The organism is Bradyrhizobium sp., from assembly GCF_035309285.1.
Taxonomy (GTDB): domain Bacteria; phylum Pseudomonadota; class Alphaproteobacteria; order Rhizobiales; family Xanthobacteraceae; genus Bradyrhizobium.
The window spans coordinates 25240-50642 of the sequence record NZ_DATGFH010000048.1; the positions used below are offsets into that span (position 1 = coordinate 25240).

Below are 25403 nucleotides of genomic sequence, written 5' to 3' on the forward strand. Positions count from 1 at the left end.
TCGCTTCCGCGTTGCGGCATTTCGCTCCCCCGGGTGGGTCGGAACGATGCTTAACCTTATACAAATCCAGAGTTCCGCGCCACGGCCGAACACTCGCTCCGGGTCCATCTCCGGACCTGGCCCAGCTCACTCGATGACCTCGGAGGCGAGCGCCAGCAGCGTTGGTGGAATGTCGAGACCAAGCGCTTTTGCGGCCTTGAGGTTGATGACGAAGTCAAACTTGGTCGGCCGCACCACCGGCAGATCGCCCGGCCGGGCCCCTTTGAGAATCCGGGCGGTGTAGGTGCCGGCCTGACGGTAAGCGTCGGTAATATTGGTTCCGTAGCCGATGAGGCCGCCTGCCACCGCAAACTCGCGCTGAACGTAAATCGCCGGCGAACCAGCAATCATCTTGATAAGAGCGCGTCGTCTCATGGGGCCCCCGGAACTCAGGGCCACGCCGAACACACCTCGAAAAATACCACACTTACTGCGGGACTGCGCAGGTCATCGCCGCCGACTGTGAAGTTCTACTTCGGCGGCGCACCATCGATCTCGCAATTGGGATTGGTGACTGACTTCATCGCGAAGCAGCGCGGCCCGCGTGCAGCCCGCGCTTTACTTGCGCGCGATCTGGGTCTTCGCTTGCAAGTGGCAAAAACGGTCAGCACTACTGACCGTCTGACAAGATGACATGGGTGTCATCGGTTTTCCATCATTGGTCGTCAATGTCATTCGCCTTACGCTATCGATGTAGGGCAAGGGGTGTGCATCAGCAGCTAGCCCAGGCTGAAAATAATCACCGGCGAAGTTGGCCGGGGGGTCGCGCGTATCGATGGGTTGCGCGCGCAACAAGAGACCGATGCACACTCGACTGCATGCACCGCTCGCGTTCACATCTGCAAAAAATGAAATATAAAGGGAGGAAGTGCGCATGATGAAGCATTGGCGTCGCTCTAGCTTCTGTATTTCGGTCGCGGTCGCGGCATTCGCCGCGTCGTCGGCGTTTGCTCAAGGCGTCGATACTGCGCGTATCGATTCCGGCGGTCAGAATGACTGGCTGACCTATCACGGCTCGTACCAGTCCTATCACTACAGCCCCCTGGCCCAGATCAACACCAGCAACGTCAATAACCTGAGTGTCGCCTGGATCCATATTCCGGGACGCTCGACGCGCGGGCTGCAGTCGATGCCGCTGGTGGCCGATGGCGTGCTCTACTACACCGGCTCCTACAGTCGCGTCTTCGCGCTGAACGGCGCCACCGGCGAGGTGATCTGGTCCTACTTCCCCGAACTCGACGAAGCGTTGGTCGCGCGGCAGACGCACTCGCCGTATAATCGCGGCGTCGCAATCGGCGAGGGCAAGGTCTATGTCGGCACCGTGGACGGCCGGCTCATCGCGCTCGACATGAAGACCGGCAAGGTGATGTGGGACACCAAGCTGATCGATTCCCAGAAATTGACCGTCGGCTTCACCGGCGCGCCCCTCTACGCCAAGGGCACGGTCATCATCGGTGCGCAAGGCGGCGAATGGCCGGGCCGCGGACCGATCTTTGCGGTCGACGCTGCCACCGGCAAGAAGAAATGGGAATTCCTGACCGTTGCCGGCACCGACGACGCGATGAAGACCTGGGGCAATGACTCCTGGCGCACCGGCGGCGGCGGCGGCTGGATGCCGGGCACCTACGAATCCGATACGAACACGGTTCTGTGGGGAACGGCCAACCCGGCACCGCTCTATGACTGGTCGGGAGCCGATTACAAGACGCAAGGCGCCCGCCCGGGCGACAATCTCTACACGAGCTCGGTGATCGGCCTCGACCTCGATACCGGCAAGTTGAAATTCTATCATCAGGAGCTGCCGCACGACACCTGGGACTTCGACAGCGCGGTCGGCGAGTTCGTGATGCTGGATCGCGATGGCCAGAAGTACATCGTGCATCCCAACAAGAGCGGATACATCTTCGTCTATGACCACAATCTGGGCCTCAAGAACGTCTGGCGGATCACCCAGAACAGCAACTTCGTCAAGAACATCGATCCCAAGACGGGTGAGCTGGTCGGACGCCGCGACTTCACGGCCGGCAAGGTCGACGAGCCGCTGTGCCCGCACATTTCCGGCGGCGTGAGCTGGAACTCGGGCTCCTACAATCCCAAGACGGGCCTCTACTACAAGCTCGGTCAGGAATGGTGCATGACCCTCACTGTCATGAAGACGACCCCGATCGTGACGCCGCAGGCCCAGCTCAACATCGGCGCAGACTTCAAGATCGCGCCGCCCCCGGGCGGCCAGATCTATGGTCATCTCGACGCGCGGGATCCGATCACGGGCGCCAAGAAATGGGAAGTCCGCTTCCCCGAGCCTCCGCTGGCAAGCGTGCTGTCCACCGGTGGCAATCTGGTGTTCGTCCCTGACTCGCGTGGCACGGTTCACGCCTATGACGCAGAATCGGGAACCGAGCTGTGGAATCATTCCGACGGCACCGGCCACCAGGGCGGCATCATCAGCTACGCCGTCAACGGCAAGCAGTACATCGCGGTCGTTGCCGGTTTTGGCGGCATGGCTTCGGATGACTACGCGCCGACGTTCGGCGGCGTCTACAAGAGCATGCCGCGCGACGACGGCGCGCTCATCGTCTACAGCCTGAAATAGGTTGTGCGACAGCCTGCGAGGAGCGGCGCACCACGCCGCTCCCCGCGTATTGAGGCGAGCTGACTGGAACTCCCGTCAGATGAATGGGTTTGGCCCTCATGAGATTGAGTGCGAAGATCACAACGTGGCGGCCGCTGATACTCGCCGTCTTCCCGGTGTTTTCCTTGGCGTTTTCCGCCGCACCGGGCCGCGCCCAGCAGCCTGCTGCCCCCGCGCAGCAACCCGCTGCCCCGGCAGCGAACAGCGATCAGCTCGATGTGAAGCAGTTGTTTGCGACCACCTGTGGCTGGTGTCACTCCGACGGCGGTCGCGTCGCCGGCAAGGGACCGCAGCTCATGGACACCAAGCGAGACGACGACTTCATCCGCAACCGCATCAAGAACGGCAAGGAAGGCGCGATGCCTGCCTTCGGTGGCATGTTCAACGATGCGCAGATCGACCAGATCATCAAATACATCCGTAACCTGAAACCGGACCAAGGCTGAGCCGGCAGGATTGATCAACGGGGCATGCACAGACAATGAAAATCATTCTCCCTCTCATGGTCGGCGCCGCGATTGGACTTGTCGGCGCGGCGCAGGCCCGATCTCTCGATGCGATCCGCGAGTCCGGCGCGCTTGGACTGTGCGCCCACCCCAATTCGCTGCCATTCGCCAGCAAGGCCGGCGACCCGCCGGGATTTCAGGTCGAATTGGGCAAGGCGCTGGCGCATGAGCTTGGCGTCTCGTTGAGCCTCGACTGGATCATCACCCAGTACCAGTTGCACAGCGCCGCCTGTGACATCGTCCTGGACGTCATTGCCGACCAGCAGGCGCAGGGCGAAACCCATTTGAGGATTTCAAAGCCGTACTATCGCACTGGCGTCGCGCTGGCCGTGCCGGCGTCGAGCCAGATCACGTCCTTCAAGAGCCTCGACGCGCACACCAAGGTCGGTGTCCTGGTCGGATCGATGGCGGCCATGACGCTTGGTCAACGTCACGTGTCGACGTCGACATTCGGATTCGAGGTCGACATGCTCGACGCGCTTGCCAATCATGAGATCGACGCGGCGGCGGTCACGCCGGCGATGGCCGGCTATTTCAACTTGACGCATCCGGACAAGGCCGTGCGCATCCTCGATCTCGACGAGAGCGAGCCCAACCTCAACTGGAATATCGCCGTCGGCATGGTCCGGCCCGACGGCAGCTTGCAGAGCGCGGTCGATAGCGCCATGGAAAAGCTAAAAGCCGACGGCACGATCGGCCGAATCTACGGCCGTTACGGGGTAACCCTGCAAATGCCGAAATAGCTCGTCGGGCGGGCGAAGCTCGACGAGCGAAGGCGAAAGCGTAAGCCGCCAGCTCCCGCGCAAAAGAGGCGGATTACGCTTCCGCCGATCCGCTCTACAGACTTTTACGAGGTGTGCGCGGCCGACCGGCGAAAGCTCCGGCCGACTGTGAAGTTCTGCTTCATGCCCCGTCAACGTTATCGCCGATAGTCGCTCGTCCGACGCGCCCGTACATCCAGCTCGCAGATCAGAAGTCACGGCGACTTCGGTTTGCGACGAGATGGGAGCACGGCGATGCAAAGCACCAGATTTTCCAGACGCGATTTACTCGGCGCTGCGGCGGGCGCGCTGCCCCTCGTCGCTGCCTTGGCGGAGCCGCTCAAGGCGGCAGAGCCGCGGCCGAGCGCAGCGGGCGCCGATGCGTCATCGTGGGCGGATCCGACGATGCCCGAGGTGACGCATCGCATGATTGAAGCGAACGGCATCCGGATCCACGTGGCCGAACAGGGCACGGGTCCTCTCGTCATCCTCTGCCACGGCTTTCCAGAGTGCTGGTATTCCTGGCGGCATCAGCTCGGGGCACTCGCCAAGGCCGGTTTCCACGCCGTGGCGCCCGACCTGCGCGGCTATGGCCGCAGCGATCGTCCGGAGGAGGTCGAGAAATACACGGTGCTCCATGACGTCGGCGACGTCGTGGGTCTCGTCGACGCACTCGGTGTCAAACAAGCTGTCATAGCCGGCCACGACATCGGCGCCACGATCGCATGGCAAGCCGCGCTGCTGCGTCCCGACCGCTTCAAGGGTGTGATTGCGCTCGGCCCGCCATTCCGGCCGCGGGCGTTTGGCGGTGAGGGGCCGCCGACAAGCGTCATGCCGCAAACCAGGGATGCGATGTTCTACCAGCTCTTCCTGCAGACTCCGGCGGCCGAGGCGGCGCTTTCGCGCGACATGCGCCGCACGTTCCGCTCGCAGTTCTATTCGCTCTCCGCCGACAGGCCGGCGTCCACGAACGGAGGCGTTGCTCAAGCCGGGATGGTGCCCCGCAAGGGCGCTGCCTTCACCGAACCGGCATCATTGCCGGCGTGGATCACGGAGGCCGACGTCGATGTCTACGTCGCGGAATTCACCCGCAGCGGCTGGCGCGGCCCCTTGAGCTGGTGGCGCAATATCGATCGCGGCTGGGAGCTGATGGCCGCTCTTGATGGCGCGGAGGTCAACGTGCCCGCGCTCTATATGGTGGGCGAGCGCGACCTGCTCGCCGAAGCGTTTCGATCAGCCATTGCCCTGCAATCGACGCTCATTCCAAAGCTGCGGCCGCCGATCATGCTGCCGAACTGCGGACACTGGACCCAGCAGGAACGCGCGTCCGAAGTCAGCGCCGCGATGATCGAGTTTCTGAGGCAGGTCCATGCGTAGATGGGGTAACGGGCCGGTACGCCGAACCTGCAGCCCAGTGCGTGTTGATGGAATGGGGCCTCACGGCTTGACGTAGGTCCAGCCTTGCTCCTCCAGCTGCATGATGTGGATGACGCCGGACTTCACCACCTGGGCCTCGGGAATGATCGGGATGTCCTTGTTCTCCGCCTTGTGCATGTTCTCCTGCGTGTTGCCGCAGGCCTTGTATGAAATCTCCGGCGTGCTCAGCGCCATTGTCTCGATTCGGGCCTTCACGGGCGAGGTGTCACTGCGCAGCATGTGCAGGCCCGGTCCGAACGTGACCACCTCGATTTTCACGTCCTCGCCGATCTCCTTGTAATATTGCGTCACGTTCATTGCGTTGTTGAGTGCCAGATTCATCGCAGCCGGATCATTGGTATTCACCTGCAGGATCAGGTGGTGCTCCGTTTTCTGCGGGGAGGCCTCGGCAGGAGCGGACGGCTTCTTCGCCTGCGCGGTAGCGGCGGGCCTTACGGACTTCACGGCAACGTGCCTCTTCACGATGAGATGAGGCCTCGGCCTCGGCATCGGCCTCAGCTTCTGCTCAACATCCTGCGCCGCGGCCAGCGCCGTCGTGACCAGAAGCGCGACCGCGCCCGCCATTGCTGCTATCGCGACATACCGAAACCTGACCATCGTCACCTCCCTCGAAGAACGCCACGCCGTGAATTATTGGTCATTGGGTTTGGCGATAGCGTGTGGCCATTTGCACGTCGTGCCGATCCTTGTCCGCAACGCTTCCAGCCCGTTGAGCGCGAAACTTCCATCCAGCTCATTTCCCGAAAGGGGCAGCAGCCGGACCGCGAGCTCCCCCGCATCCGGAAGTGACTGCAGCAAGGCGACCACGTCTCCCTTGAACGCGACGCCGTCGCCAGATGCCGCCGCGGCGCCCGCGAGTTGCACCGGGTTGCCGCCGTTCACGCGATAAGAAATGTAGTAGTTGTCGCCGCGGCCGGTGATGGCAGCTCCAGTCACGGCAAGTTCCGTGCGACCGCCGCGGCAGCGAATGGATAGCTGCATTGCCACGCCGCCCGCGACCTTGCGCGATGCGGTCGTAGCGGTGGCTATCGGCGAATAGTCGACGGGCGACGTTGTCTCGCTCACGATCCAGCCATCGCCTGCCAGCGCCAGCTCGATCGGCGATGTTATCGCACGCGCTGGCTTGTCCTGGCATTCCTGCCCCTTCGCGCTTTCCATCTGCAGGCAAGCGCGAAGCTGCGGCGTCGCGTCGCTTGCAGCTTGCGCCGAGGCAACCCCACTCACGAGCGCGAGGACGATCGGGAACGGGAGAGCCGCGGCTTTCATTGCGATGCCTGGCTTTCGTGCGCATGGCGATCGAGCCAGGCCTGCGCCGCAGAGAAGCGCGCAAGACCTGGGACCGACGCGGCGAGATTGATCGACTTCCATTTCGGATCGAAGCCGGGCCCTTGCAGCTTGTCGAGCCGGGAGAACAGGTGATCGACAAAGCGCGCGACGCGCTCATAGCGGTTCGAATTGGTCGGCCAATTGAACGCGACGAGCGCGGTGGGGACCGCAATCGTCTCGATGCGCTCGCCCTGCTTGATCAGGCCGGGATAGTCGGCCGCATCGAGAGTCGAGGGAAGATAGTAGTCCTCCAGTTTGTCGTTGTAGGGGACCGGCAGGAACTTGAAGCCGGGCTCGAACCGCCTGCGCACGAACGCGTCAACCGGCTTGGACGTGATGAACACCACCGCCGCCATGCCGTTCTCGCCCTTGCGCATCTGCTCCAGCGCGACCTGATGCGGGATGAACGTCTTCTCGACGTCGAGACCGAGACGAGAGAAGATCAGCGGTCCCGAATAAGCTGCGGCGGTGCCGAGCGTATTGAAGTTCACCTTCTTGCCGGCGAGGTCGGCAAGGCTCTGAATCTCGGGCCGCACGAACACATGCAGCTCGGACGGGAACAGATTAAGCACGTAGGCGATCTTGTGCTGAATATCCGGCACCTGGTTCTTGTACTCGTCGAGCGAGTCTGCGCTGATGATCGCCGCGTCGATGCCTCGCAGATAGAGCAGTGAGTTGACGTTCTCTGTCGGTCCGCGGGTCACGACCGGCAGGACATGCAGATTGTCGCCATCGTCGACCACGCGCGCCATTTCCGCGGCAAAGCGTATCGGCGCGCCCTCCAGGAGGCCTCCGGCGAGGCCGACCGTCCACGCGTTGATGGTCTCCTGCGGTCTTGCGACCGCAGTCTCTTGCGGCCTCGGCGGCGGATGCGAGTGAGCATGGGTGCGAGCATGCTTCGCGTGCGCATCCACCAGGGAAGGCGGAATGGCCAGCAGCAGCGCAGCCAATGCTGCGAGCGCAAGCAGCGGGCGTGATCCCACAGATTTGTTCATGGAAAAGTTCCTACGTTCTACTATCGATGCAGCGCATCGGATCGCTCTTTCGCTTCCTTGATTCCGCCGGCCAGAGCCCTGGCGTAGAGATCAAGCGCCCTTTTTGCATCGCCGCGCGTCCCATAGGTTCTCCATTTGGAAAGGATGAGCGGATCATAGGTTTCCGCGAGCGCGAAACTTGCCTGTGCACTGCCCATTTCGGCGGCGCGCTGAAGCACGATTCGCGCTGACCCGATGTCGCCGCGACTGAGCAGCACGCGCGCGTACGCCACCAACCTCGTGGTTTCCGCCGTATCCTCCGCTTTGGGTTGAGTGCTTGAGACGGCCGCCTGCTCTGCTGCGATCGGCTTGGCCGCTTCCACCGCCTGTTGTGCGTTGATCTGATCGGCGGCGATGATGGAAGGCGCAGGCGCCTGGCGCCGTGCCAACACAAGGTTGCGCTCCAGCTGCGCCGTCCTCTCACGCTCCTGTTGCAGAGATTGGCGCAGTTCCGCCGAGCCGCCCTCGCTCGCCTGCCACAGCCGGGCGGCTTCGTCGCGGGCCTTGGCCGCGAGCGCCGTCTGCGTCTCGACATCTTGCCGCGCCGCTGCAAGATCCTGCTCCAGCCGGCTCGCGCGGTCGTGTTCCTGCTGCAGCGATTTGCGCAAATCCGCCGCGCCTGCGTCCGCCGTCTTGAGTCGGTTCGCTTCGGCTGCGGCCTTGGCTGCGAGCGCGGTCTGCGTGTCGACATTGCGCCGCGCTTCTGCGAGATTCTGCTGCAGCCGCGCTTCACGCTCCCACTCTTGCGCCAGGGACTTTCGCAGCTCTGCGGCGCTGCTGTCCGCCGCCTGCTTGACCGCTTGGTTGCTGGCCATCCGCGCCTCAGCCTCGTAGGCGTAGATCGCGGCGTGCACCATCGAGAGGTTCTGTGCCAGCACCTCGGCTCTGTCGTGCTCCTTCTGTAGCGATCGTTTCAATTCCGCGGAATCACCATCCGCGACCTGCTTTAGTCGGCTGGCTTCGGCATTCGCCCTGGTCGCCAGTGCGGTCTGCGTCTCGACATCGTGCCGGCTTGCTGAGAGCTCCTGCGCCAGCGCCGCCGCCCGGTCGCGTTCCTGCTGCAAGGACTCTCGCAAATCCGCCGTGCCGTCTTCCGCCGCCCGCTTGAGCTTTGCCACCTGATCGCTGGCCTGGAGCGCTTGAGCCTCGTAGGCGTAGATCTTTGTTCGCGCCGTCGAGAGCTCCTGTTTCAGGGCCTCGGCCTTGTCGTGCTCCTGCTTGAGCGATTGCCTCTGCTCCGCGGAGCTTTTTTCCGCCGCCTGCTTCAACTGCGCGGCTTGCTCGTCCGCTTTGGCGGCGAGCGCGGTCTGCGTCTCGACATCGCGGCGCACCTCTACAAGATCCTGCTCCAGCCGGCCCGCGCGGTCGTGTTCCTGCTGCAGGGATTTACGCAAATCCGCCTCGCCTGCGTCCGCCGTCTTCTTCAGTTGACTTGCTTCGGTCGTCGCCTTGGTCGCGAGCGCGATCTGCGTCTCGACATCGCGGCGCGCCTCCACAAGATCCTGCTCCAGCCGGCTTGCGCGGTCGTGTTCCTGTTGGAGGGATTTACGCAAATCCGCCTCGCCTGCGTCCGCCGTCTTCTTCAGTTGACTTGCTTCGATCGTCGCCTTGGTCGCGAGCGCGGTCTGCGTCTTGACATCGCGCCGCGCCGCCGCGAGGTCCTGCTCCAGCCGGCCCGCGCGGTCGTGTTCCTGCTGCAGCGATTTTTGCAAATCCGCCGCGCCTGCATACGCCGTCTTGAGTCGGTTCGCTTCGGCCGCCGCCTTGGCCGCGAGCGCGGTCTGCGTGTCGACATTGCGCCGTGCCGCCGCAAGATCCTGCTCCAGCCGGCTTGCGCGGTCGTGTTCCTGCTGCAGCGATTTGCGCAAATCGGCCGTGCCTGCGTCCGCCGCCCGTATTGATGGGCCGACTTTGTCGTCGGTCGTGGTGACCGACACCCCCGGCGGCCCGACACTGCGGCGCGATGCAAGATCCCGCTCCATCTGCTCGGCACGGTCGTGCTCATCTTGCAGGGCTTTTCGCAATTCGGCGATTTCTCTGTCGGCCGCCTGCGTGGCGAGAGTCGACTCGCCGCACGCCCTGTTCAGGAGCCTCAGCAGCACTTCCAGATCGCGCTTCGTGGCGGCGAGTTCGCGCGCCTGCATCTCGGTTGTTTGGCGTTCTTGCTCCTCGGCGGCTTGGGATTGCGGCGGATCGCTGGTCTGCGCCAGGCGCGCGGATGTGTCGCCGCTCCGGCCGTCGTCATGCGCCTGCCCGTCCAGCGTCCACGTCGTCGCGAAGAAGACTGCAGTCAGCAACAGCGCCGCGGTTCTAGCCGGCGACAGGCGGCTCCCTGACCTCTGGCGGAAGGCCGCTTGATACGCCCGAACCTCAATTCCGTTGGAGGGATTCCCGTCCTCGCAGGGAATGACGACCCTTCGGCTTCCGCGCGCATCCACATCCCCTGCAGCCGCCTGGTGATATGGCCTGTCGTGACAAATTAATAAATTACGGTGCCGCTTCATGCGAAACCAATCCTCCAGGGAGGACCGCGGCTAACTCTTTGGGGCAGCGCAGCAATAAAAGTTGGCGCTCGGCAATAAAGTTAGCGCTTAGAAACAAAGAATGAGAATTAAATGTTAGCAATTAAATTAACGCTTGGCAATTAGTTAAATTGGCTGCTTACAATTAAAGCGAAATAAATCAGCGTTTTACAATCAATAATGTGTTTGGCGGCCGGCAATAAACGCGTCATTGAGCGTTTGGATGGCCACGGATACGACTGAAGGTAGCGCCACACTGCCGGTCCGCCTCCCTTCACCACTCGTCGAACACGCCGACGCTCAAGAGCGTACGGAGGGCCCCGCGCGCGCTGCGCGGAGCGCGCCGATGTGCCACGGGTACGTCGAAACCGGACAGATTTGTGGATGGCTCCGGCTGGGGTTTCTCGGCCTCGGGGGCGCTTACACCGGCCGCTCGCCCTTGATGGTGACGCGGGTGCCGGCGCGGGTGTGGGGCCAGTAATCCCACATCGCGCGATGCTGGGCGCAGCGGTTGTCCCAGAATGCGATCGCGTTCTCGCTCCAGCGGAAGCGGCACTGGAACAGCGGGTTCTCCGCGTGCTGGTAGAGATAGGCGAGCATGGCGTCGCTCTCGTCGCGGGGAATGCCGATGATGTGGCGGGTGAAGCCGCGGTTGACGTAGAGCGCTTTCTTTCCTGTCACCGGATGGGTGCGCACCATCGGATGCTCCGCGCGCGGATAGCTCGGCTTGTCCGCGACGCCATAGTTGGCGTAGAGCCCGCGATAGGTGGACTCGCCGTCGTGCAGCGCCTTGAGTCCGTCGAGATAGACTTTCATGCGATCCGACAGCGCCTCATAGGCCGCGTACATGTTGGCGAACAGCGTGTCGCCGCCCCGCGGCGGGCACTGCCTGATGTAGAGGATCGAGCCCATCGGCGGCTCGAGGTCGCAGGACACATCGGTGTGCCAGCCCTCGCCATTGGCGCGCGGGGAATCCTTGTCGGCATGGATCTTCATCAACGCAGGATCTTCTTCATCATGCGGGGCCGCGGGATGAATATGGAGCTCGCCGAACTTGCGGCCGAAGGCAAGATGCTGCTGCGGGCTGATGTGCTGGTCGCGAAAGAAGATCACGAGATTCTCGGCGAGCGCGCGATGGATCTCGTCCATCTGGCGGTTGGAGCGCGCATCGCCGTCGACGAGCGTGCCGATGTCGACGCCCGAAATCTCCGCGCCGATGATCGGGGTGAGCTTCTCGACGCCGATGGTCTCGTAAGGCTCGGACTCGTCGGCGACGTGACGATAGCGGGGTCCCTGCTTGCCTGACAGCGAGCTCATGGAAGTTCCTCCCGGCTTGTTGTTGGGTCATCGTAGCGTCAAGCGGAGGAAGCGCAACATACTCCGCTGTCGTCCCGGACAAGCGAGCGTGAGCGAGCGCCGATCCGGGACCCATAACCACAGGGTGGAGTTTTGCGAAGACTCGGAGTGACAGCCTGCCTAACCACAGAAGCCTGGGGTTATGGGTCCCCGCTTGGCGCCTTCGCCGAAGCTTCGGCGCCCCGAGACCTCACCCCGCCGAAGCCTCTGGCGTAGGCGGGTCGCGGGGACGACAGCGGAGAATTACCCCGCAGCGGAGATTCATTCCGCCGCCGTCACACTCTCAGCCACCTTGCCGCCATTGCCGTAGCGCTGGTCGATGTAGTCGATCACCAGCGCCTTGAAATCGGCGGCGATCGTGGGTCCGCGCAGGGTACGGAACTTCTTGCCGTCGACGAACACGGGCGCGGCCGGCGCTTCGCCGGTACCGGGCAGCGAAATGCCGATATTGGCGTGCTTGGATTCGCCGGGGCCGTTGACGATGCAGCCCATGACGGCGACGTTGAGCTCCTCGACGCCCGGATATCTGGTCTTCCAGGTCGGCATCTCGTCGCGGATGAAATCCTGGATCGCGCGCGCCAGCTCCTGGAACGTGGTCGAGGTGGTGCGGCCGCAACCCGGGCAGGCCGCAACGAGCGGCACGAAGGTGCGGAAGCCCATGGTCTGCAACAGCTCCTGGCCGACCTGCACCTCGCGGGTGCGGTCGCCGCCGGGCTCCGGCGTCAGCGAAATGCGGATGGTGTCGCCGATGCCCTGCTGCAGCAGAATGCCGAGCGCCGCGGACGACGCCACGATGCCCTTCGAGCCCATGCCGGCCTCGGTGAGGCCGAGATGGATCGCATAGTCCGAGCGGCGCGCCAGATCCTGATAGACCGCGATCAGATCCTGCACGGCCGAAACCTTGGCCGACAGGATGATGCGGTTCTTGGGCATGCCCAGCTCTTCCGCGCGCGCGGCGGAGAGCAGCGCCGACTGCACCATGGCCTCGCGCGTCACCGCCCGCGCGTCACGCGGATTGGGCGAGGCCGTGTTCTCGTCCATCAACCGGGTGAGCAGTTCCTGGTCGAGCGAGCCCCAATTGGCGCCGATGCGCACCGGCTTGCTGTTCTTGTTGGCGATCTCGATGATGTCGGCGAATTGCGTGTCGCGCTTGTCCTTGAAGCCGACATTGCCGGGGTTGATTCGGTATTTGTCGAGCGCCTCGGCGCAGGCCGGATATTGCGCGAGCAGCTTGTGGCCGATGTAATGGAAGTCGCCGATCAGGGGCGTGTTGATGCCCTTCTTGCGCAAGCCGTCGCGGATGTGCGGGACGGCAGCGGCGGCCTCCTCGCGGTCGACGGTGATGCGCACCATCTCGGAGCCGGCGCGCGAGAGCGCTGCGACTTGGGCCACGGTCGATTCGACATCGGCGGTGTCGGTGTTGGTCATCGACTGCACCACGATCGGGGCGCCGCCGCCGACGGCAACACCGCCGACCTTGACCTGCGTGGTTGTGTGCCGGGCGCTGGGGCCGGCGATGTCGAGTTCAGGGAGTTTTTCTGGTCTGTTCATGGGGCAACCGGATATCAGGTTTTGATGACATTCACCAAGGGGGTGTGGCGGCACATCGCGGGTTCGACGGAACTGAATGTTTGCATCGTTAATTCAATAGCTTAGACCGTCGATTCCGAGCCAAAAGGAGGCGGCGGGCATGACCGCTATATTGGGCCGCATGGGGCGAAATCAAAGAGCAATTTTGCGTCTATTCATGTGATCTGGCGCACCCTAGGCTCACCGGAAAGCAGAGCGGGAGGCTGCCATGGCAGGGCATAGCGAGCTGATCTCTACAGCGGAACTCGCCACTATGTTAGGCCAGCCCAACCTTCGCCTGTTCGATTGCACGACGACGCTCGAATATCTGCCGCCCGGCAGCGACGCGCCCTACAACGTCGTGCCCGGACGCCACACCTTCGAGGCCGGACACGTGCCGGGCGCCGATTTCCTGGATTTGCAGGGCGAGTTCTCGAACCCCAACACCAGACTCCGCTTCATGATGGCGGATAGCGCGCGGTGTGAGGCGGCGTTCTCTCGTCATGGCGTCGGCGAAGGCAGCTTTGTCGTGCTTTATTCCATCGCGACGCCGATGTGGGCGACACGGTTCTGGTGGATGCTGAAATCGCTGGGCTTCAATGATGTCGCCGTGCTTGACGGCGGCTGGGACAAGTGGAAAGCCGAAGGTCGCGCGGTCGAGACCGGACCAGCGAAAGGCTATCCGCCCGCAAAGTTCACCGCAAAACCGCGCCACGGATTTTTCGTCGACAGGCACCAGGTGCTGGCCGCGCGAGGCGACCGCAACACGGTCGTCGTCAACGCGCTCAACGCGCAGCTTCATAGAGGTCTCGAGCCAAGCCGCCATGGAAGGCCGGGGCATATTCCCGGAAGCTGCAATGTCTCCGCGGCGACGATGACCGATCCGGAAACGAAGGCATTCGTACCGCTGGCCGACGCGGAACAAAGGTTCGCGGCGCAAGGCTTTTCCCGCGACAAGCGCGTGATCGCCTATTGCGGCGGCGGCATTTCGGCCACCGTCGATCTCTTCATGCTGCACCGGCTCGGCTACGACAAGCTCACGCTCTACGACGGCTCGATGGGCGAATGGGCAACGGATGACAAGTTGCCGATCGAGACGGGTTAAGTGCGCGGCCGTGACGGTCTACCTCTCCCCTTGTGGGAGAGGTCGGATTGCATCGCTAGATGCAATCCGGGTGAGGGGGTTCTCTCCACTCGGCAAGTTGTTATCGCGGATGCAGACCCCTCATCCGGCGCGGACGTTGTCCGCGCCACCTTCTCCCACAAGGGGAGAAGGAAAGGAGCATCCCCTCGAAACGCTAGGCCGGCACATTCGGGTCGGGCACCACCTTCGGTCCTGTCATCTCCGGCCGGTTGACGAGATAGAGACCTGCGATCACCAGCACCGCGGCGGCGCCGAAGGCGAGCGTCAGCTGGTCATGCATGATGAGATAGCTTGCGACCACGCCGAACAGCGGCGTGATGAAGGTGAAGGCGGAGAGCTTGCTTGCCGAATAGGACTGCACCAGCGCAAACCAGATCGTGAAGGTCAGCCCGACGATCCAGATCGCCTGATAGGTCACGACGGAGATCGCAAGCCACCCCGGCACATGCGTCAGCTTCTCGCCGGAGAAGAGGGACGCTGCGGCGAGAATCGGGATCGAGATCGCGACCTGATAGGCCAGCGCCTTTTCGGGCGCGGCAAGGCGCAGTCTCGTGCCCTTGGCGATGACCGTGGTCGCGCCCCACATCGCACCGCCGCCGACAATCATGAGATCGCCCCACAGCACACTCGCATCGACATTGGCCTGCGGCACGCCGATCGCGAGCGCAACGCCTGCAAAACTCAAGCCGAGCCCGGCCCATTGCGAAGCCCGCAGCCGCTCACCCAGCAACTGAAACGAGCCGAGCGCCACGAAGAACGGCGCTGTGTAGAGGAACACCACGGCGCGCGAGGCCGTGGTGAGGCGGAGCCCCTGATAGATCAGCACGAACTCGAAGCCGAACAGCAGGCCTGCGAGCACGCCGGGCCAAAGCGAGCCGTCGCGCTCGAAGAATTTCACACCGCGCACCCAGCCCACGAAGAGCAGCACCGGCAGTGCAACCGTCGAGCGGAACGTCGCCTGCATCATCGCGGGAATGTCAGGAAGCGCGAGCTTGACCGCGATCTGGTTGAATCCCCAGGACAGGCACAGGATCAGCATCAGTGCGACGGCGCCCGGGCTGAGCGGCCGCCCGGGGTCGGGCGTGACTTTATTTGATGGCATTGCTTTCCTTGATGACCGGCTTGGCGCCGTGTTTGTTATGCGGCCTTCTGGCAGTGCGCGCAGGTGCCGGTGATTTCGACGACGGAGAGTCTGGGCGCAAAACCTGTCGCGCGCGCGGCTGTGGACAGGCTCTGCGCCACAGGAGCCGACGGAATCTCGCCGACCGAGCCGCAGCGCTCGCAAATCAGGAACGCCACCAGCGAGGCCGCGTCATGGTCGTGCGCGCAAGCGAGATAGGCGTTGCGGCTCTCAATGCGGTGCACGAGGCCGTTGGCCATCAAAAAATCGAGCGCGCGATAGACCGTGATCGGCGCCGGCCGCGGCATCGATTTGGCGAGCGCGTCGATCACCTCGTAGGCGCCGAGCGGCCGGTGGCTCGCCGACAGCGCCTGCAGCACCTGGCGGCGGATCGGGGTGAATTTCTGTCCCCGCTCGCGGCAGACCAGTTCCGCATGGCTGATCGCCTCCGCCGAGCAGCGGTGGTGATCGTGATCAGGCGCAGGAAAGGCCGGCTTTGTCGGGGTCATCACGCCAATTTCTAGCATTTCGGGGTCCGATCCCAAAGCCTGCACCCACCAGCCATGTGCTGGGAGCGCAGCTGAGGCCTGTTAACCCACCATCAAAAATTAATGAGCAAGCTTATTATATCCGAGGCTTATTGGAGACCAGGCTTATGGGTTCCGTGGACCTTAATTTTCTGTTCACCCTCGCCGAGGTGCAGCGCCTGATGCGCGCTTATGCCGACCGGGCGGCCGCGCGCTACGGCATCACCCGCGCGCAATGGGCGGTGCTCGCCAAGGTCGAACGCAGCGAGGGCATGAAGCAGACCGAGCTTGCCGAGCAGATGGAGATGCAGCCGATCACGCTGACGCGGCTGATCGACAAGCTTTGCGACAGCGGCTGGATCGAGCGGCGCGGCGATGAAACCGACCGCCGGGTCAACCGGCTCTATCTGCGCAAGGCGGGGCGCCAGCTCCTCGGCAAGCTCGCAGGCCTTCGCTCGGAGATCACGGCGACCGCGCTCGACGGCATCACCCCGGCGGACGCCATCCGCCTCCTCACCCAACTCGACCTGATCAAGGAAAACGTGCGCCACGCCATCCAGAACCACGAGGCGGACGCACCGAAGAAAGAACAGCGCTATGGCTGACCCCGTATTGAAATTCCCGCCCGAGCAGAAGGGCGCTCCCTCTGGCCGGCCGACCAAGAAGCTCGCCGCGGAGCCGCGCCGCCGGCTGCTGGCGGCGATGCGCCGCTACCGCCGCGTCCTGCTGCTCGTGGTGCTGCCGCTCGCGGCCGCCATCGGCGGACTCGTCTTCTATCTGAATGGCGGTCGCTATGTCGGCACCGACGACGCCTATGTGGGCGCGCAGAAGGTGCTGATCACCCCCGACATTTCCGGCAAGATCGTCAAGGTCGTTGTGAAGGAAGGCCAGAATGTCAAAGAAGGCGACGAGCTGTTCGAGATCGATCCCGAGCCGTTCCAGCTCGCCCTCAACCAGGCCAAGGCACAGCTCCAGCAGGCCAAGACCACCTATGACAATTTGATCGCCAATGTGAAAATCTATGGCCAGATGGCCGATCTCGCCCAGCAGGGCGTCGACCTGAAGCAGCGCGACGTCACGCGCAAGCAGCAGCTCGTCGAGCAGAAGGTCGGCTCGCAGCTCGACCTCGACAATTCCGCCGCCGGCCTCGTCACCGCCGGGGCGCAGATGCAATTCGTCAAGCAGAATCTTTCCAACGCAAAGGCGCAGCTCCTCGGCAATCCGAACCTGCCGATGGTGGAATTTCCGGCTTATGCGCAGGCCAAGGCGCAGCTCGACATGGCCCAACGCAACCTCGACCACACCGTGCTGCGCGCGCCGATGGCAGGCGTCGCCACACAAGTCGAGCAGATCCAGCTCGGCCGCTTCGTCGCCGCCGGCACGCCGGTGTTCTCGATCATCGACATCGACAATCCCTGGGTCGACGCCAACCCGAAGGAATCCGACTTTACCTATGTCGCGGATGGCCAGCAGGTCACGATCGACGTCGATGCCTTCCCGAACCACGTGTTCAAGGGCACTGTCGGCTCGCTCTCGCCCGGCACCGGCGCGCAATTCGCGATTCTGCCGCCGCAGAACGCTACCGGCAATTTCGTCAAGGTGGTGCAGCGCGTGCCGGTGCGGATCTATTTCGACAAGGATGATCCGTTCGTCAAAAAGCTGAAAGCCGGCATGAGCGTCTACGCCACCATCGACACCGGCCACAAGCGCACGCTGGCAGGCCTGTTCGGCCTCGCGCCGGCGACCGCCGCGCAGGAATAACAGCGATGTCGCCGACCACGGTGCCAGCCGCCTCCATGGTTCCGGGCCTGCGCCGGAACATGGTGACGATCTGCGCCATGACGGCGACGATCATGCAGGCGCTCGACACCACCATCGCCAACGTGGCGCTGCCCTACATGCAGGGCTCGTTGTCGGCTTCGCAGGACCAGATCAACTGGGTGCTGACGTCCTATATCGTCGCGGCCGCGATCATGACCGCGCCCGTGGGGTGGATCGCCAACCGCTTCGGCCGCAAGCGCATCTTCATCATCTGCTCGGGCGGCTTCACCATTGCGTCGGTGCTGTGCGGGCTCGCGCAGGACATCAACCAGATGGTGCTGTTCCGTCTCCTGCAGGGCGTGTTCGGCGCGGCGCTGGTGCCGCTGTCGCAGGCCGTGATGCTCGATTCCTACACGCTGCAGGAGCGGGCCAAAGCAATGTCGATCTGGGGCATGGGCGTGATGATGGGCCCGATCATGGGGCCCTCGCTCGGCGCCTGGCTGACCGAGACCTATTCCTGGCACTGGGTGTTTTTCGTCAACCTGCCCTTTGGCGCGATCACCGTGCTCGGCCTCATCATCTTCATGGATGAGACCAAAAAGGACCTCAACCTGCGCTTCGACTGGTTCGGCTTCACCGCGCTTGCGGTCGCGATCGGCGCGCTGCAGCTCGCGCTCGACCGCGGTGAGCAGCTCGGCTGGCTCGAATCCAACGAGATCATCGTCGAGTTCATCGTCTCGGCCGTCGGCTTCTATTACTTCCTCGCGCATTCGTTCACGACCGCGCGGCCGTTCGTCCAGTTCGCGCTATTCAAGGACCGCAACTTCGTCACCGGCTGCGTGTTCATGGGCGTGATGGGCCTGGTGCTCTATTCCACCATGGCCTTGGCCTCGCCCTATTTGCAGAACGTGATCGGCTATCCCATCATCACCGCCGGCGTGCTGCTCGCCAGCCGCGGCTGCGGCACCTTCGTCGCGATGATGATCGTCGGCCGCCTGATGCGCTACATCGAGGCCCGCACGCTGATCACCTGCGGCCTTTCCATCACGGCGCTGTCGCTGTACCAGATGACCGGCTGGACCGACCAGACCCAGGTGCCAGAGATCATCACCATCAGCGTCTTCCAGGGGTTTGGCTTCGGCCTCGTCTTCGTGCCGCTGTCGACGGTGGCGTTCCTGACGCTGCCGGGGCACCTGCGCACCGATGGCACCTCGATGCTGACCCTGGTGCGCAACGTCATGAGCTCGGTCGGCATCTCGATCGTGATCGCGCAGCTCACGGAGGGATCGCGGCGCATCTACGCGATCCTCAACGACAACGTGAATCCGTTCAATCACGCCCTGCAGATGCCCGACGTCTCCGGCATGATCAACCTGGGCACCGACAAGGGCCGCGCCATGGCGGATGTGATGCTCAATGTGCAGTCGCAGATCATCGCCTTCTCGCAGGACTATCAGCTCGTGATGATCTTCATCCTGTGCTCGATCCCGCTCGCGATCATGATCGGCTCGACCAAGGCGAGCTTGCGCAAGCAGCCTGCCGGACCGGAGCACGCGGTGCTGGAGTAGTTGCTGCGGCAAATAACATTCGTCGTGCGCGGGCTTGACCCGCGCACCCATCAAACTTCAAAGGAATCCTTTTAAAGATGGATGGCCGGGTCAAGCCCGGCCATGACGAGTGTAGGTGTGGCGGTAGCGTGCGCCAACTCACACGTCGAAAAACACCGTCTCGCCTTCGCCCTGCAAGCGAAGGTCGAGCTTGTAGACGGCGCTGCCGTTGCCGGCCTCGCGTTCGGCAATCAGCGTCGCGCGGCGGTCTGGCGGCACCAGCGCCAGCACGGGGTCGCTTGCATTGCCCTTCTCGTCGCCGAAATAGATCCGCGTATAGAGATGGCGCAACATGCCGCGCGCGAACACGGCGAGCAGAAGATGCGGCGCCTGCGGCTTGCCGTCGGGATCGGGCACGGAGCCCGGCTTGATGGTGTCGAAGAAAAAGACGCCATTGGCGTCGGTGCCGCAGCGGCCGAAGCCGCGGAATGTCGCATTCGGCAGCGCGCGCTTGTCCTGCGGGTCGGCGAAGCGACCCTGGGCATCCGCCTGCCAGATTTCCAGCATGGCATCAGGCACAGGCTGCCCCTCGCCGTCGAACACACGGCCTTCGACGCGGATGCGTTCGCCTGAGGCATCCGGCGTGACGAGGTTGCTCGTGAACGCGTCGTTCCAGTCGTATTTGCCGTCCGGCGTCAGACCGTATTTGAAGAACGGACCGACGGTCTGCGATGGCGTAATCCCCGTCACTGCTTGTTCTCCATTGGCGTGGCGTTCTTGCCGCGCAGCACGATGTTGAAGCGGTAGCACAACGCCCATTCCGGCTGGGTGTTTTCCAGATCGAAGGACGAGATCATCCGCGCGCGCGCCTTCTCGTCCGGCACCGAATTGAAGATCGGATCGAAGGCGAACAGGGGATCGCCGGGGAAGTACATCTGCGTCACCAGGCGCGAGACGAAGGAATGGCCGAACACCGAGAAATGGATGTGCGCCGGCCGCCAGGCGTTGTGATGATTGCCCCAGGGATAGGCGCCGGGCTTGATGGTGATGAACTTGTAATAGCCGGACGCATCCGATTGCGCGCGACCGGCGCCGGTGAAGTTCGGATCAAGCGGCGCCGGATGCTGGTCGCGGACATGGATGTAACGGCCACAGGCATTGGCCTGCCAGATCTCGAGAAGCGTGTTCGGCACGCCGCGGCCATCCTCGTCGAGCACATGGCCGTGCACGATGATGCGCTCGCCGAGCGGCTCGCCCTTGTGCTGGGTCGTCAGGTCGTTGTCGCCCGCGCGCACGGTCTCGTGGCCGTAGACCGGGCCGGTCAATTCCGACAGCGTATGCCGCATCGGGACCAGCGGCCTCGAGGGCGCGCGCAGGATCGAGCTCTTGTAGTCCGGCGACAATGGCAACGGATGCGCGTCGTTGCTTTTGGTGGGATAGACAAAGCCCATGACAGTTTCCTCCGGAGCCTTGAGGCCCGTGCTTCCCCGATCATTATAGGATATAACTAATCCGGAAAAGCCCTTTCCCTTTCTTCCCCCTCTCCCCGCGAAGAGCGGGAAGAGGGGGAGGAGTGAGGCTTCAATTCAGCTTCTCGATCGCGACGGCGACCCCCTGGCCGACGCCGACGCACATGGTGGCGAGCGCGCGTTTTCCGCCGCGCTTCTCCATGCCGTGCACCGCGGTCATGGCGAGCCGTGCTCCGCTCATGCCGAGCGGATGACCGAGCGCGATCGCTCCGCCATGCGGATTGACGAAATCGGCATCCTCCTGGACGCCGAGCTGCCGCAGACACGCAATGCCCTGCGAGGCGAAAGCTTCATTGAGCTCGATCAAATCGAAGTCGGAAATCTTCAATCCCAGCCGCTCCATCAGCTTGCGGGTGGCCGGCACCGGGCCGATGCCCATGATGCGTGGCGGCACCGCGGCCGAAGCGAGGCCGAGAATCTTCGCCCGCGGTGTCAGGCCATGCTTCTTCACCGCAGCTTCCGAAGCGAGGATCATCGCCGCCGCACCGTCGTTGACGCCCGACGCATTACCCGCAGTCACCGTGCCGGGATTGCGCACGATCGGCTTCAGCTTGGCGAGGCCCTCCGCCGTCGTATCCGGGCGCGGATGCTCGTCCTTGTCGACCACGACGGGACCGGCCTTGCCGCCGGGGATCGTTACGGCAATGATCTCTTCGGCGAAATAGCCGGAAGCCATCGCTTGTCCTGCGCGCTGCTGCGAGCGGAGCGCGAACGCGTCCTGGTCGGCGCGCGACACCTGGTATTCCTCGGCGACGTTCTCGCCGGTCTCCGGCATGGAGTCGACGCCATATTGCGCCTTCATCAAGGGATTGATGAACCGCCAGCCGATCGTGGTGTCGAAAATGTCGGCCGAGCGCGAGAACGCTTCCGCAGCCTTGCCCATCACGAACGGCGCGCGCGTCATCGACTCGACGCCGCCCGCGATCGCGAGATCAATCTCGCCCGCGCGGATCGCGCGGCCCGCCGCGCCGACCGCGTCGAGGCCCGAGGCGCAAAGACGGTTGAGGGTCTGGCCAGGAACCGAATCCGGAAGACCTGCGAGCAGCAGTGCCATGCGCGCGACGTTGCGGTTGTCCTCGCCGGCCTGATTGGCGCAGCCGAAAAAGACCTCGTCGACTTGCGACCAGTCGAGCTTCGGATGTTTCGCCACCAGCGCCTTGATCGGCGCAGCGGCCAGATCGTCGACGCGCACCTTGGCGAGCGAGCCGCCGAAGCGGCCGATCGGGGTCCGGACGGCATCGCATACATAGACATCACGCATCGGTTTCTCCCTCAATGCCGTGTTTGGACAGGATTTTCAGGCGAGTTGTAGGAGTGCGTCCCATCGAGGTCAATTGAGGCTTTTGCCGCGAGCCTCGCTTTCGCGCATGTCCCGTCATGTCATGGCGGGGGTGGAAAACCCGGCCCGACGCGGCAAAGCGATAGGAGGGCTGCGCGAAATTGGTTAGTTTGCGCCGCCATGACTGTTCAGCAGCCCGTGCCTGTTCCGCCTGCCCCGCCCGCTGAGCCCGCGCCGTCCGCGGACGCCAATGCACGCGTCACGCCGATGATGGAACAATACCTTGAAATAAAGGCGGCCCATCCCGGGCTGCTGCTGTTCTACCGGATGGGCGATTTCTACGAGCTGTTCTTCGAGGATGCGGAGATCGCCTCCAAGGCGCTCGGCATCGTGCTGACCAAGCGCGGCAAGCACCAGGGCATGGATATCCCGATGTGCGGCGTGCCGGTCGAGCGCGCCGAAGATTATTTGCACCGCCTGATCGGCGCCGGTCACCGCGTCGCCGTGTGCGAACAGACCGAGGATCCTGCTGCTGCGCGCGCCCGCGGCGCCAAGAGCGTGGTGAAGCGCGACGTCATTCGACTGGTGACGCCGGGCACGCTGACGGAAGACACGCTGCTCGATGCGCGCACCAACAACTATCTGCTCGCGATCGCGCGGGCCCGCTCCTCCAGCGGCGGCGATCGCTTTGGGCTCGCCTGGATCGATATTTCGACATCCGAATTCATGGTGACGGAGTGCGCGGGCGGTGAGTTGCAGGCGACGCTGGCGCGCATCAATCCGAACGAGGCGATCGTCACCGACGCACTCTATAGTGACAGCGAGCTTTCGCCGCGGCTCAATGAATTATCGGCCGTGACGCCGCTGACCCGTGACGTCTTCGACTCTTCCACTGCCGAGCGGCGGCTGTGCGATTATTTCGCGGTCGCGACCATGGATGGGCTTGCGGCGATGTCGCGGCTGGAAGCGACCGCTGCGGCCGCGGCCGTCACCTATATCGACCGCACCCAGGTGGGAAAGCGCCCGCCGCTGTCGCCGCCGGCGCGCGAAGCGGCCGGCACCACCATGGCGATCGATCCGGCGACCCGCGCCAATCTCGAACTGACGCGCACGCTCGCGGGCGAGCGGCGCGGCTCGCTGCTCGATGCCATCGATTGCACGGTGACGCCTGCGGGCTCGCGGCTGCTGGCGCAGCGGCTCGCGGCGCCGCTCACGGACGCCGCGCAGATCGCACGCCGGCTGGATGCGGTCGGCGCGTTCGTTGTCGACGGCGCCGCGCGCGAGGACATTCGCTCCATCCTGCGCGGGGCAACCGACATGTCGCGCGCGCTGGCGCGGCTCTCCGTCGGACGCGGCGGTCCGCGCGATCTTGCCGGCCTGCGCGACGGCATCCTGGCCGCCGACCAGGCGCTGGCGCGGCTCGAAGAATTGGAGCAGCCGCCGCAGGAAATCGCATCCGTGATCGCGGCACTGCGGCGGCCGTCGCGGGAGCTGGCGCGCGACTATGGCCGCGCGTTGGCCGAACAACTGCCGCTGATCAAGCGCGACGGCGGCTTCGTGCGCGAAGGCTATGAGCGGGCTCTCGACGAAGCGCGCAGCCTGCGCGACGCCTCGCGGCTTGTGGTGGCGGCGATGCAGGCGCGCTACGCCGACGACAGCGGCGTGAAGGGCTTGAAGATCAGGCACAACAATGTGCTTGGCTATTTCGTCGAGGTCACCGCGCAGCATGGCGACAAGCTGATGTCTCCGCCGCTGAACGCGACCTTCATCCACCGCCAGACGTTGGCAGGTCAGGTGCGTTTCACCACTGCCGAGCTCGGCGAGACCGAGGCCAAGATCGCCAACGCCGGCGAGCGGGCGCTCAACCTCGAGCTCGAAATCTTCGAACGGCTGTGCGCCAAGGCGCTGGAAGCGAGTGACGATCTGCGCGCGGCCGCGCATGCCTTTGCGCTGCTCGATGTCGCCACCGCTCTGGCCAAGCTTGCCATCGACGACAATTATGTGCGGCCGGAAGTCGATGGCTCGCTCGGCTTTGCCATCGAGGCCGGCCGCCATCCGGTGGTCGAGCAGGCGCTCAAGCGCGAGGGCCAGCCCTTCATTGCCAACACGTGTGACTTGTCGCCCGTACCCCCACCCTACCCTCCCCCGCAAGCGGGGGAGGGTAGGGTGGGGGCGGGCCAGCTCTGGCTGGTCACCGGCCCGAACATGGCCGGCAAATCGACCTTCCTGCGCCAGAACGCGCTGATTGCACTGCTCGCGCAGATCGGATCGTTCGTGCCGGCTGCGCGTGCCAGGATCGGTGTCGTCGACCGGCTGTTCTCGCGCGTGGGCGCCGCGGATGATCTCGCGCGCGGCCGCTCGACCTTCATGGTCGAAATGGTCGAGACCGCGGCGATTTTGAATCAGGCGAGCGAACGCTCGCTGGTAATCTTGGATGAGATCGGCCGGGGCACTGCGACCTTCGATGGGCTCTCGATCGCCTGGGCGGCGATCGAGCATCTGCACGAGACGAACCGCTGCCGCACCCTGTTCGCCACACACTATCATGAGCTGACCGCGCTCTCCGCAAAACTGCCGCGGATGTTCAACGCCACCGTCCGCGTCAAGGAATGGCAGGGCGACGTCGTGTTCCTGCACGAGGTGCTGCCGGGCTCGGCCGATCGTTCCTACGGCATCCAGGTTGCCAGGCTCGCCGGCCTTCCGCCGCCGGTGATTGCGCGGGCCAAAGCGGTGCTGGCGAAATTGGAAGCACAAGACCGCGGCCAGACGGCACGTGCACTCGCCGACGATCTGCCGCTGTTCGCCGTCCCCTCGCGCGCGGCAGCGGAAGCCGCGCCGCCGAGCGAGGCGGAGCGGTTGGCCGAGGCGGTGAAAGCGCTGCATCCCGACGAGATGTCGCCGCGCGAGGCGCTGGAGGCGCTGTATCGGCTCAAATCACTCGCGGACAAGACGCCATGAGGCTCGCGGCATGGCTTTTGGTGTTGCTCGCGCTCGCCACCGGCCTGCTGCAGGTGCTGATTTGTCTGGTCATGCTGTTCTCGTCGGGCTGGGCGATCCCCCTCGTGCTGATGTTGATGCTGCTGCCGCTGCTACCATTGATCCTGATGCAGGAGATCGGCGCGTTGCGCCGGGTCGAGCCGGTGGTGCCTGCGATCATTGCGCTCATCTCGATCGCGGTGTCGTGCGGCTTTTATTGGGAGCTATTCGCGCGGATGGCGGAGTGAAGGTGATTCGTAGGGTGGGCAAAGCGAAGCGTGCCCACCGCTTTCGTGCAATACGAAGAATGGTGGGCACGGCGCTGGCGCGCCTTTGCG

At 64.0% G+C, this 25403-nt stretch carries 22 protein-coding genes; 10 read left to right on the top strand and 12 right to left on the bottom strand.

What is annotated here, in order from left to right; translation table 11 throughout:
* Positions 1–126: 126 nt before the first annotated feature.
* Complete coding sequence (locus tag VKR55_RS10300) at positions 127–414, bottom strand: ABC transporter substrate binding protein (RefSeq protein ID WP_324402495.1); 288 nt, start codon at positions 412–414, stop codon at positions 127–129.
* Positions 415–913: 499 nt separating this feature from the next.
* On the opposite strand from VKR55_RS10300, the gene VKR55_RS10305 reads away from it, so the two are divergent.
* From VKR55_RS10305 to VKR55_RS10320, 4 genes are all read left to right on the top strand, one after another.
* Positions 914–2632 (top strand): pyrroloquinoline quinone-dependent dehydrogenase, encoded by a 1719-nt coding sequence (locus tag VKR55_RS10305; protein ID WP_324402497.1) that lies wholly within the window; start codon positions 914–916, stop codon positions 2630–2632.
* Positions 2633–2730: 98 nt separating this feature from the next.
* On the top strand, positions 2731–3117 hold the full coding sequence (locus VKR55_RS10310; RefSeq protein ID WP_324402499.1) for a c-type cytochrome: 387 nt from the start codon (positions 2731–2733) through the stop codon (positions 3115–3117).
* Between the two features lie 35 nt (positions 3118–3152).
* The gene (locus VKR55_RS10315; protein ID WP_324402501.1) at positions 3153–3920 is read left to right on the top strand and encodes a substrate-binding periplasmic protein; all 768 of its coding nucleotides are present in this window, start codon (positions 3153–3155) and stop codon (positions 3918–3920) included.
* A 273-nt stretch (positions 3921–4193) separates the two neighbouring features.
* Positions 4194–5315, top strand: coding sequence for an alpha/beta fold hydrolase (locus VKR55_RS10320; RefSeq protein WP_324402503.1), 1122 nt, complete (start codon positions 4194–4196; stop codon positions 5313–5315).
* A gap of 60 nt (positions 5316–5375) precedes the next feature.
* Here VKR55_RS10320 and VKR55_RS10325 read toward each other — a convergent pair whose 3' ends face one another.
* From VKR55_RS10325 to ispG, 6 genes are all read right to left on the bottom strand, one after another.
* Entirely contained in the window at positions 5376–5972 is a 597-nt protein-coding gene (locus tag VKR55_RS10325; protein ID WP_324402505.1) for a DsrE family protein, read from the bottom strand.
* A 33-nt stretch (positions 5973–6005) separates the two neighbouring features.
* A complete protein-coding gene (locus VKR55_RS10330) occupies positions 6006–6641 on the bottom strand; it encodes a hypothetical protein (protein ID WP_324402506.1) in 636 nt (211 codons plus the stop codon).
* The gene (locus VKR55_RS10335) at positions 6638–7696 is read right to left on the bottom strand and encodes a TAXI family TRAP transporter solute-binding subunit (RefSeq protein WP_324402507.1); all 1059 of its coding nucleotides are present in this window, start codon (positions 7694–7696) and stop codon (positions 6638–6640) included. Before VKR55_RS10335 ends, VKR55_RS10330 begins: the two co-directional genes overlap by 4 nt.
* Before the next feature lie 20 nt (positions 7697–7716).
* Positions 7717–10239: a coiled-coil domain-containing protein gene (locus VKR55_RS10340; RefSeq protein WP_324402509.1), complete on the bottom strand. Its 2523-nt coding sequence runs from the start codon at positions 10237–10239 to the stop codon at positions 7717–7719.
* Between the two features lie 438 nt (positions 10240–10677).
* Positions 10678–11574, bottom strand: coding sequence for a TauD/TfdA dioxygenase family protein (locus VKR55_RS10345; protein ID WP_324402511.1), 897 nt, complete (start codon positions 11572–11574; stop codon positions 10678–10680).
* A gap of 300 nt (positions 11575–11874) precedes the next feature.
* The gene (gene ispG / locus VKR55_RS10350; RefSeq protein ID WP_324402513.1) at positions 11875–13164 is read right to left on the bottom strand and encodes a flavodoxin-dependent (E)-4-hydroxy-3-methylbut-2-enyl-diphosphate synthase; all 1290 of its coding nucleotides are present in this window, start codon (positions 13162–13164) and stop codon (positions 11875–11877) included.
* Positions 13165–13411: 247 nt separating this feature from the next.
* Here ispG and VKR55_RS10355 point away from each other — a divergent pair, with 247 nt between their 5' ends.
* Positions 13412–14287 carry a sulfurtransferase gene (locus tag VKR55_RS10355; protein WP_324402515.1) on the top strand — a complete coding sequence of 292 codons (876 nt, stop codon included), beginning with the start codon at positions 13412–13414 and terminating at the stop codon, positions 14285–14287.
* A gap of 193 nt (positions 14288–14480) precedes the next feature.
* Here VKR55_RS10355 and VKR55_RS10360 read toward each other — a convergent pair whose 3' ends face one another.
* Entirely contained in the window at positions 14481–15365 is an 885-nt protein-coding gene (locus VKR55_RS10360) for a DMT family transporter (RefSeq protein WP_324402575.1), read from the bottom strand.
* A 98-nt stretch (positions 15366–15463) separates the two neighbouring features.
* Positions 15464–15955, bottom strand: coding sequence for a Fur family transcriptional regulator (locus VKR55_RS10365; RefSeq protein WP_324402517.1), 492 nt, complete (start codon positions 15953–15955; stop codon positions 15464–15466).
* Positions 15956–16101: 146 nt separating this feature from the next.
* Between VKR55_RS10365 and VKR55_RS10370 the strand changes: the two genes are divergently transcribed.
* From VKR55_RS10370 to VKR55_RS10380, 3 genes are read left to right on the top strand one after another with little or no spacing between them, the layout of a single operon-like run.
* Complete coding sequence (locus VKR55_RS10370) at positions 16102–16578, top strand: MarR family winged helix-turn-helix transcriptional regulator (RefSeq protein WP_324402519.1); 477 nt, start codon at positions 16102–16104, stop codon at positions 16576–16578.
* Positions 16571–17734: an HlyD family secretion protein gene (locus tag VKR55_RS10375; RefSeq protein ID WP_324402521.1), complete on the top strand. Its 1164-nt coding sequence runs from the start codon at positions 16571–16573 to the stop codon at positions 17732–17734. Before VKR55_RS10370 ends, VKR55_RS10375 begins: the two co-directional genes overlap by 8 nt.
* Positions 17735–17739: 5 nt before the next feature.
* Complete coding sequence (locus tag VKR55_RS10380) at positions 17740–19302, top strand: MDR family MFS transporter (RefSeq protein ID WP_324402523.1); 1563 nt, start codon at positions 17740–17742, stop codon at positions 19300–19302.
* A gap of 138 nt (positions 19303–19440) precedes the next feature.
* On the opposite strand, the gene pcaG is transcribed toward VKR55_RS10380, so the two are convergent.
* The 3 genes from pcaG to pcaF form a co-directional block, all read right to left on the bottom strand.
* Positions 19441–20031 carry a protocatechuate 3,4-dioxygenase subunit alpha gene (gene pcaG / locus VKR55_RS10385; RefSeq protein ID WP_324402526.1) on the bottom strand — a complete coding sequence of 197 codons (591 nt, stop codon included), beginning with the start codon at positions 20029–20031 and terminating at the stop codon, positions 19441–19443.
* A complete protein-coding gene (gene pcaH, locus VKR55_RS10390; protein WP_324402528.1) occupies positions 20028–20732 on the bottom strand; it encodes a protocatechuate 3,4-dioxygenase subunit beta in 705 nt (234 codons plus the stop codon). Before pcaH ends, pcaG begins: the two co-directional genes overlap by 4 nt.
* A 130-nt stretch (positions 20733–20862) precedes the next feature.
* Positions 20863–22071 (bottom strand): 3-oxoadipyl-CoA thiolase, encoded by a 1209-nt coding sequence (gene pcaF / locus VKR55_RS10395; RefSeq protein WP_324402529.1) that lies wholly within the window; start codon positions 22069–22071, stop codon positions 20863–20865.
* A 198-nt stretch (positions 22072–22269) separates the two neighbouring features.
* Between pcaF and mutS the strand changes: the two genes are divergently transcribed.
* Positions 22270–25047 carry a DNA mismatch repair protein MutS gene (gene mutS / locus VKR55_RS10400; protein WP_324402531.1) on the top strand — a complete coding sequence of 926 codons (2778 nt, stop codon included), beginning with the start codon at positions 22270–22272 and terminating at the stop codon, positions 25045–25047.
* Positions 25044–25313, top strand: coding sequence for a hypothetical protein (locus VKR55_RS10405; RefSeq protein WP_324402533.1), 270 nt, complete (start codon positions 25044–25046; stop codon positions 25311–25313). Before mutS ends, VKR55_RS10405 begins: the two co-directional genes overlap by 4 nt.
* Positions 25314–25403: the final 90 nt, after the last annotated feature.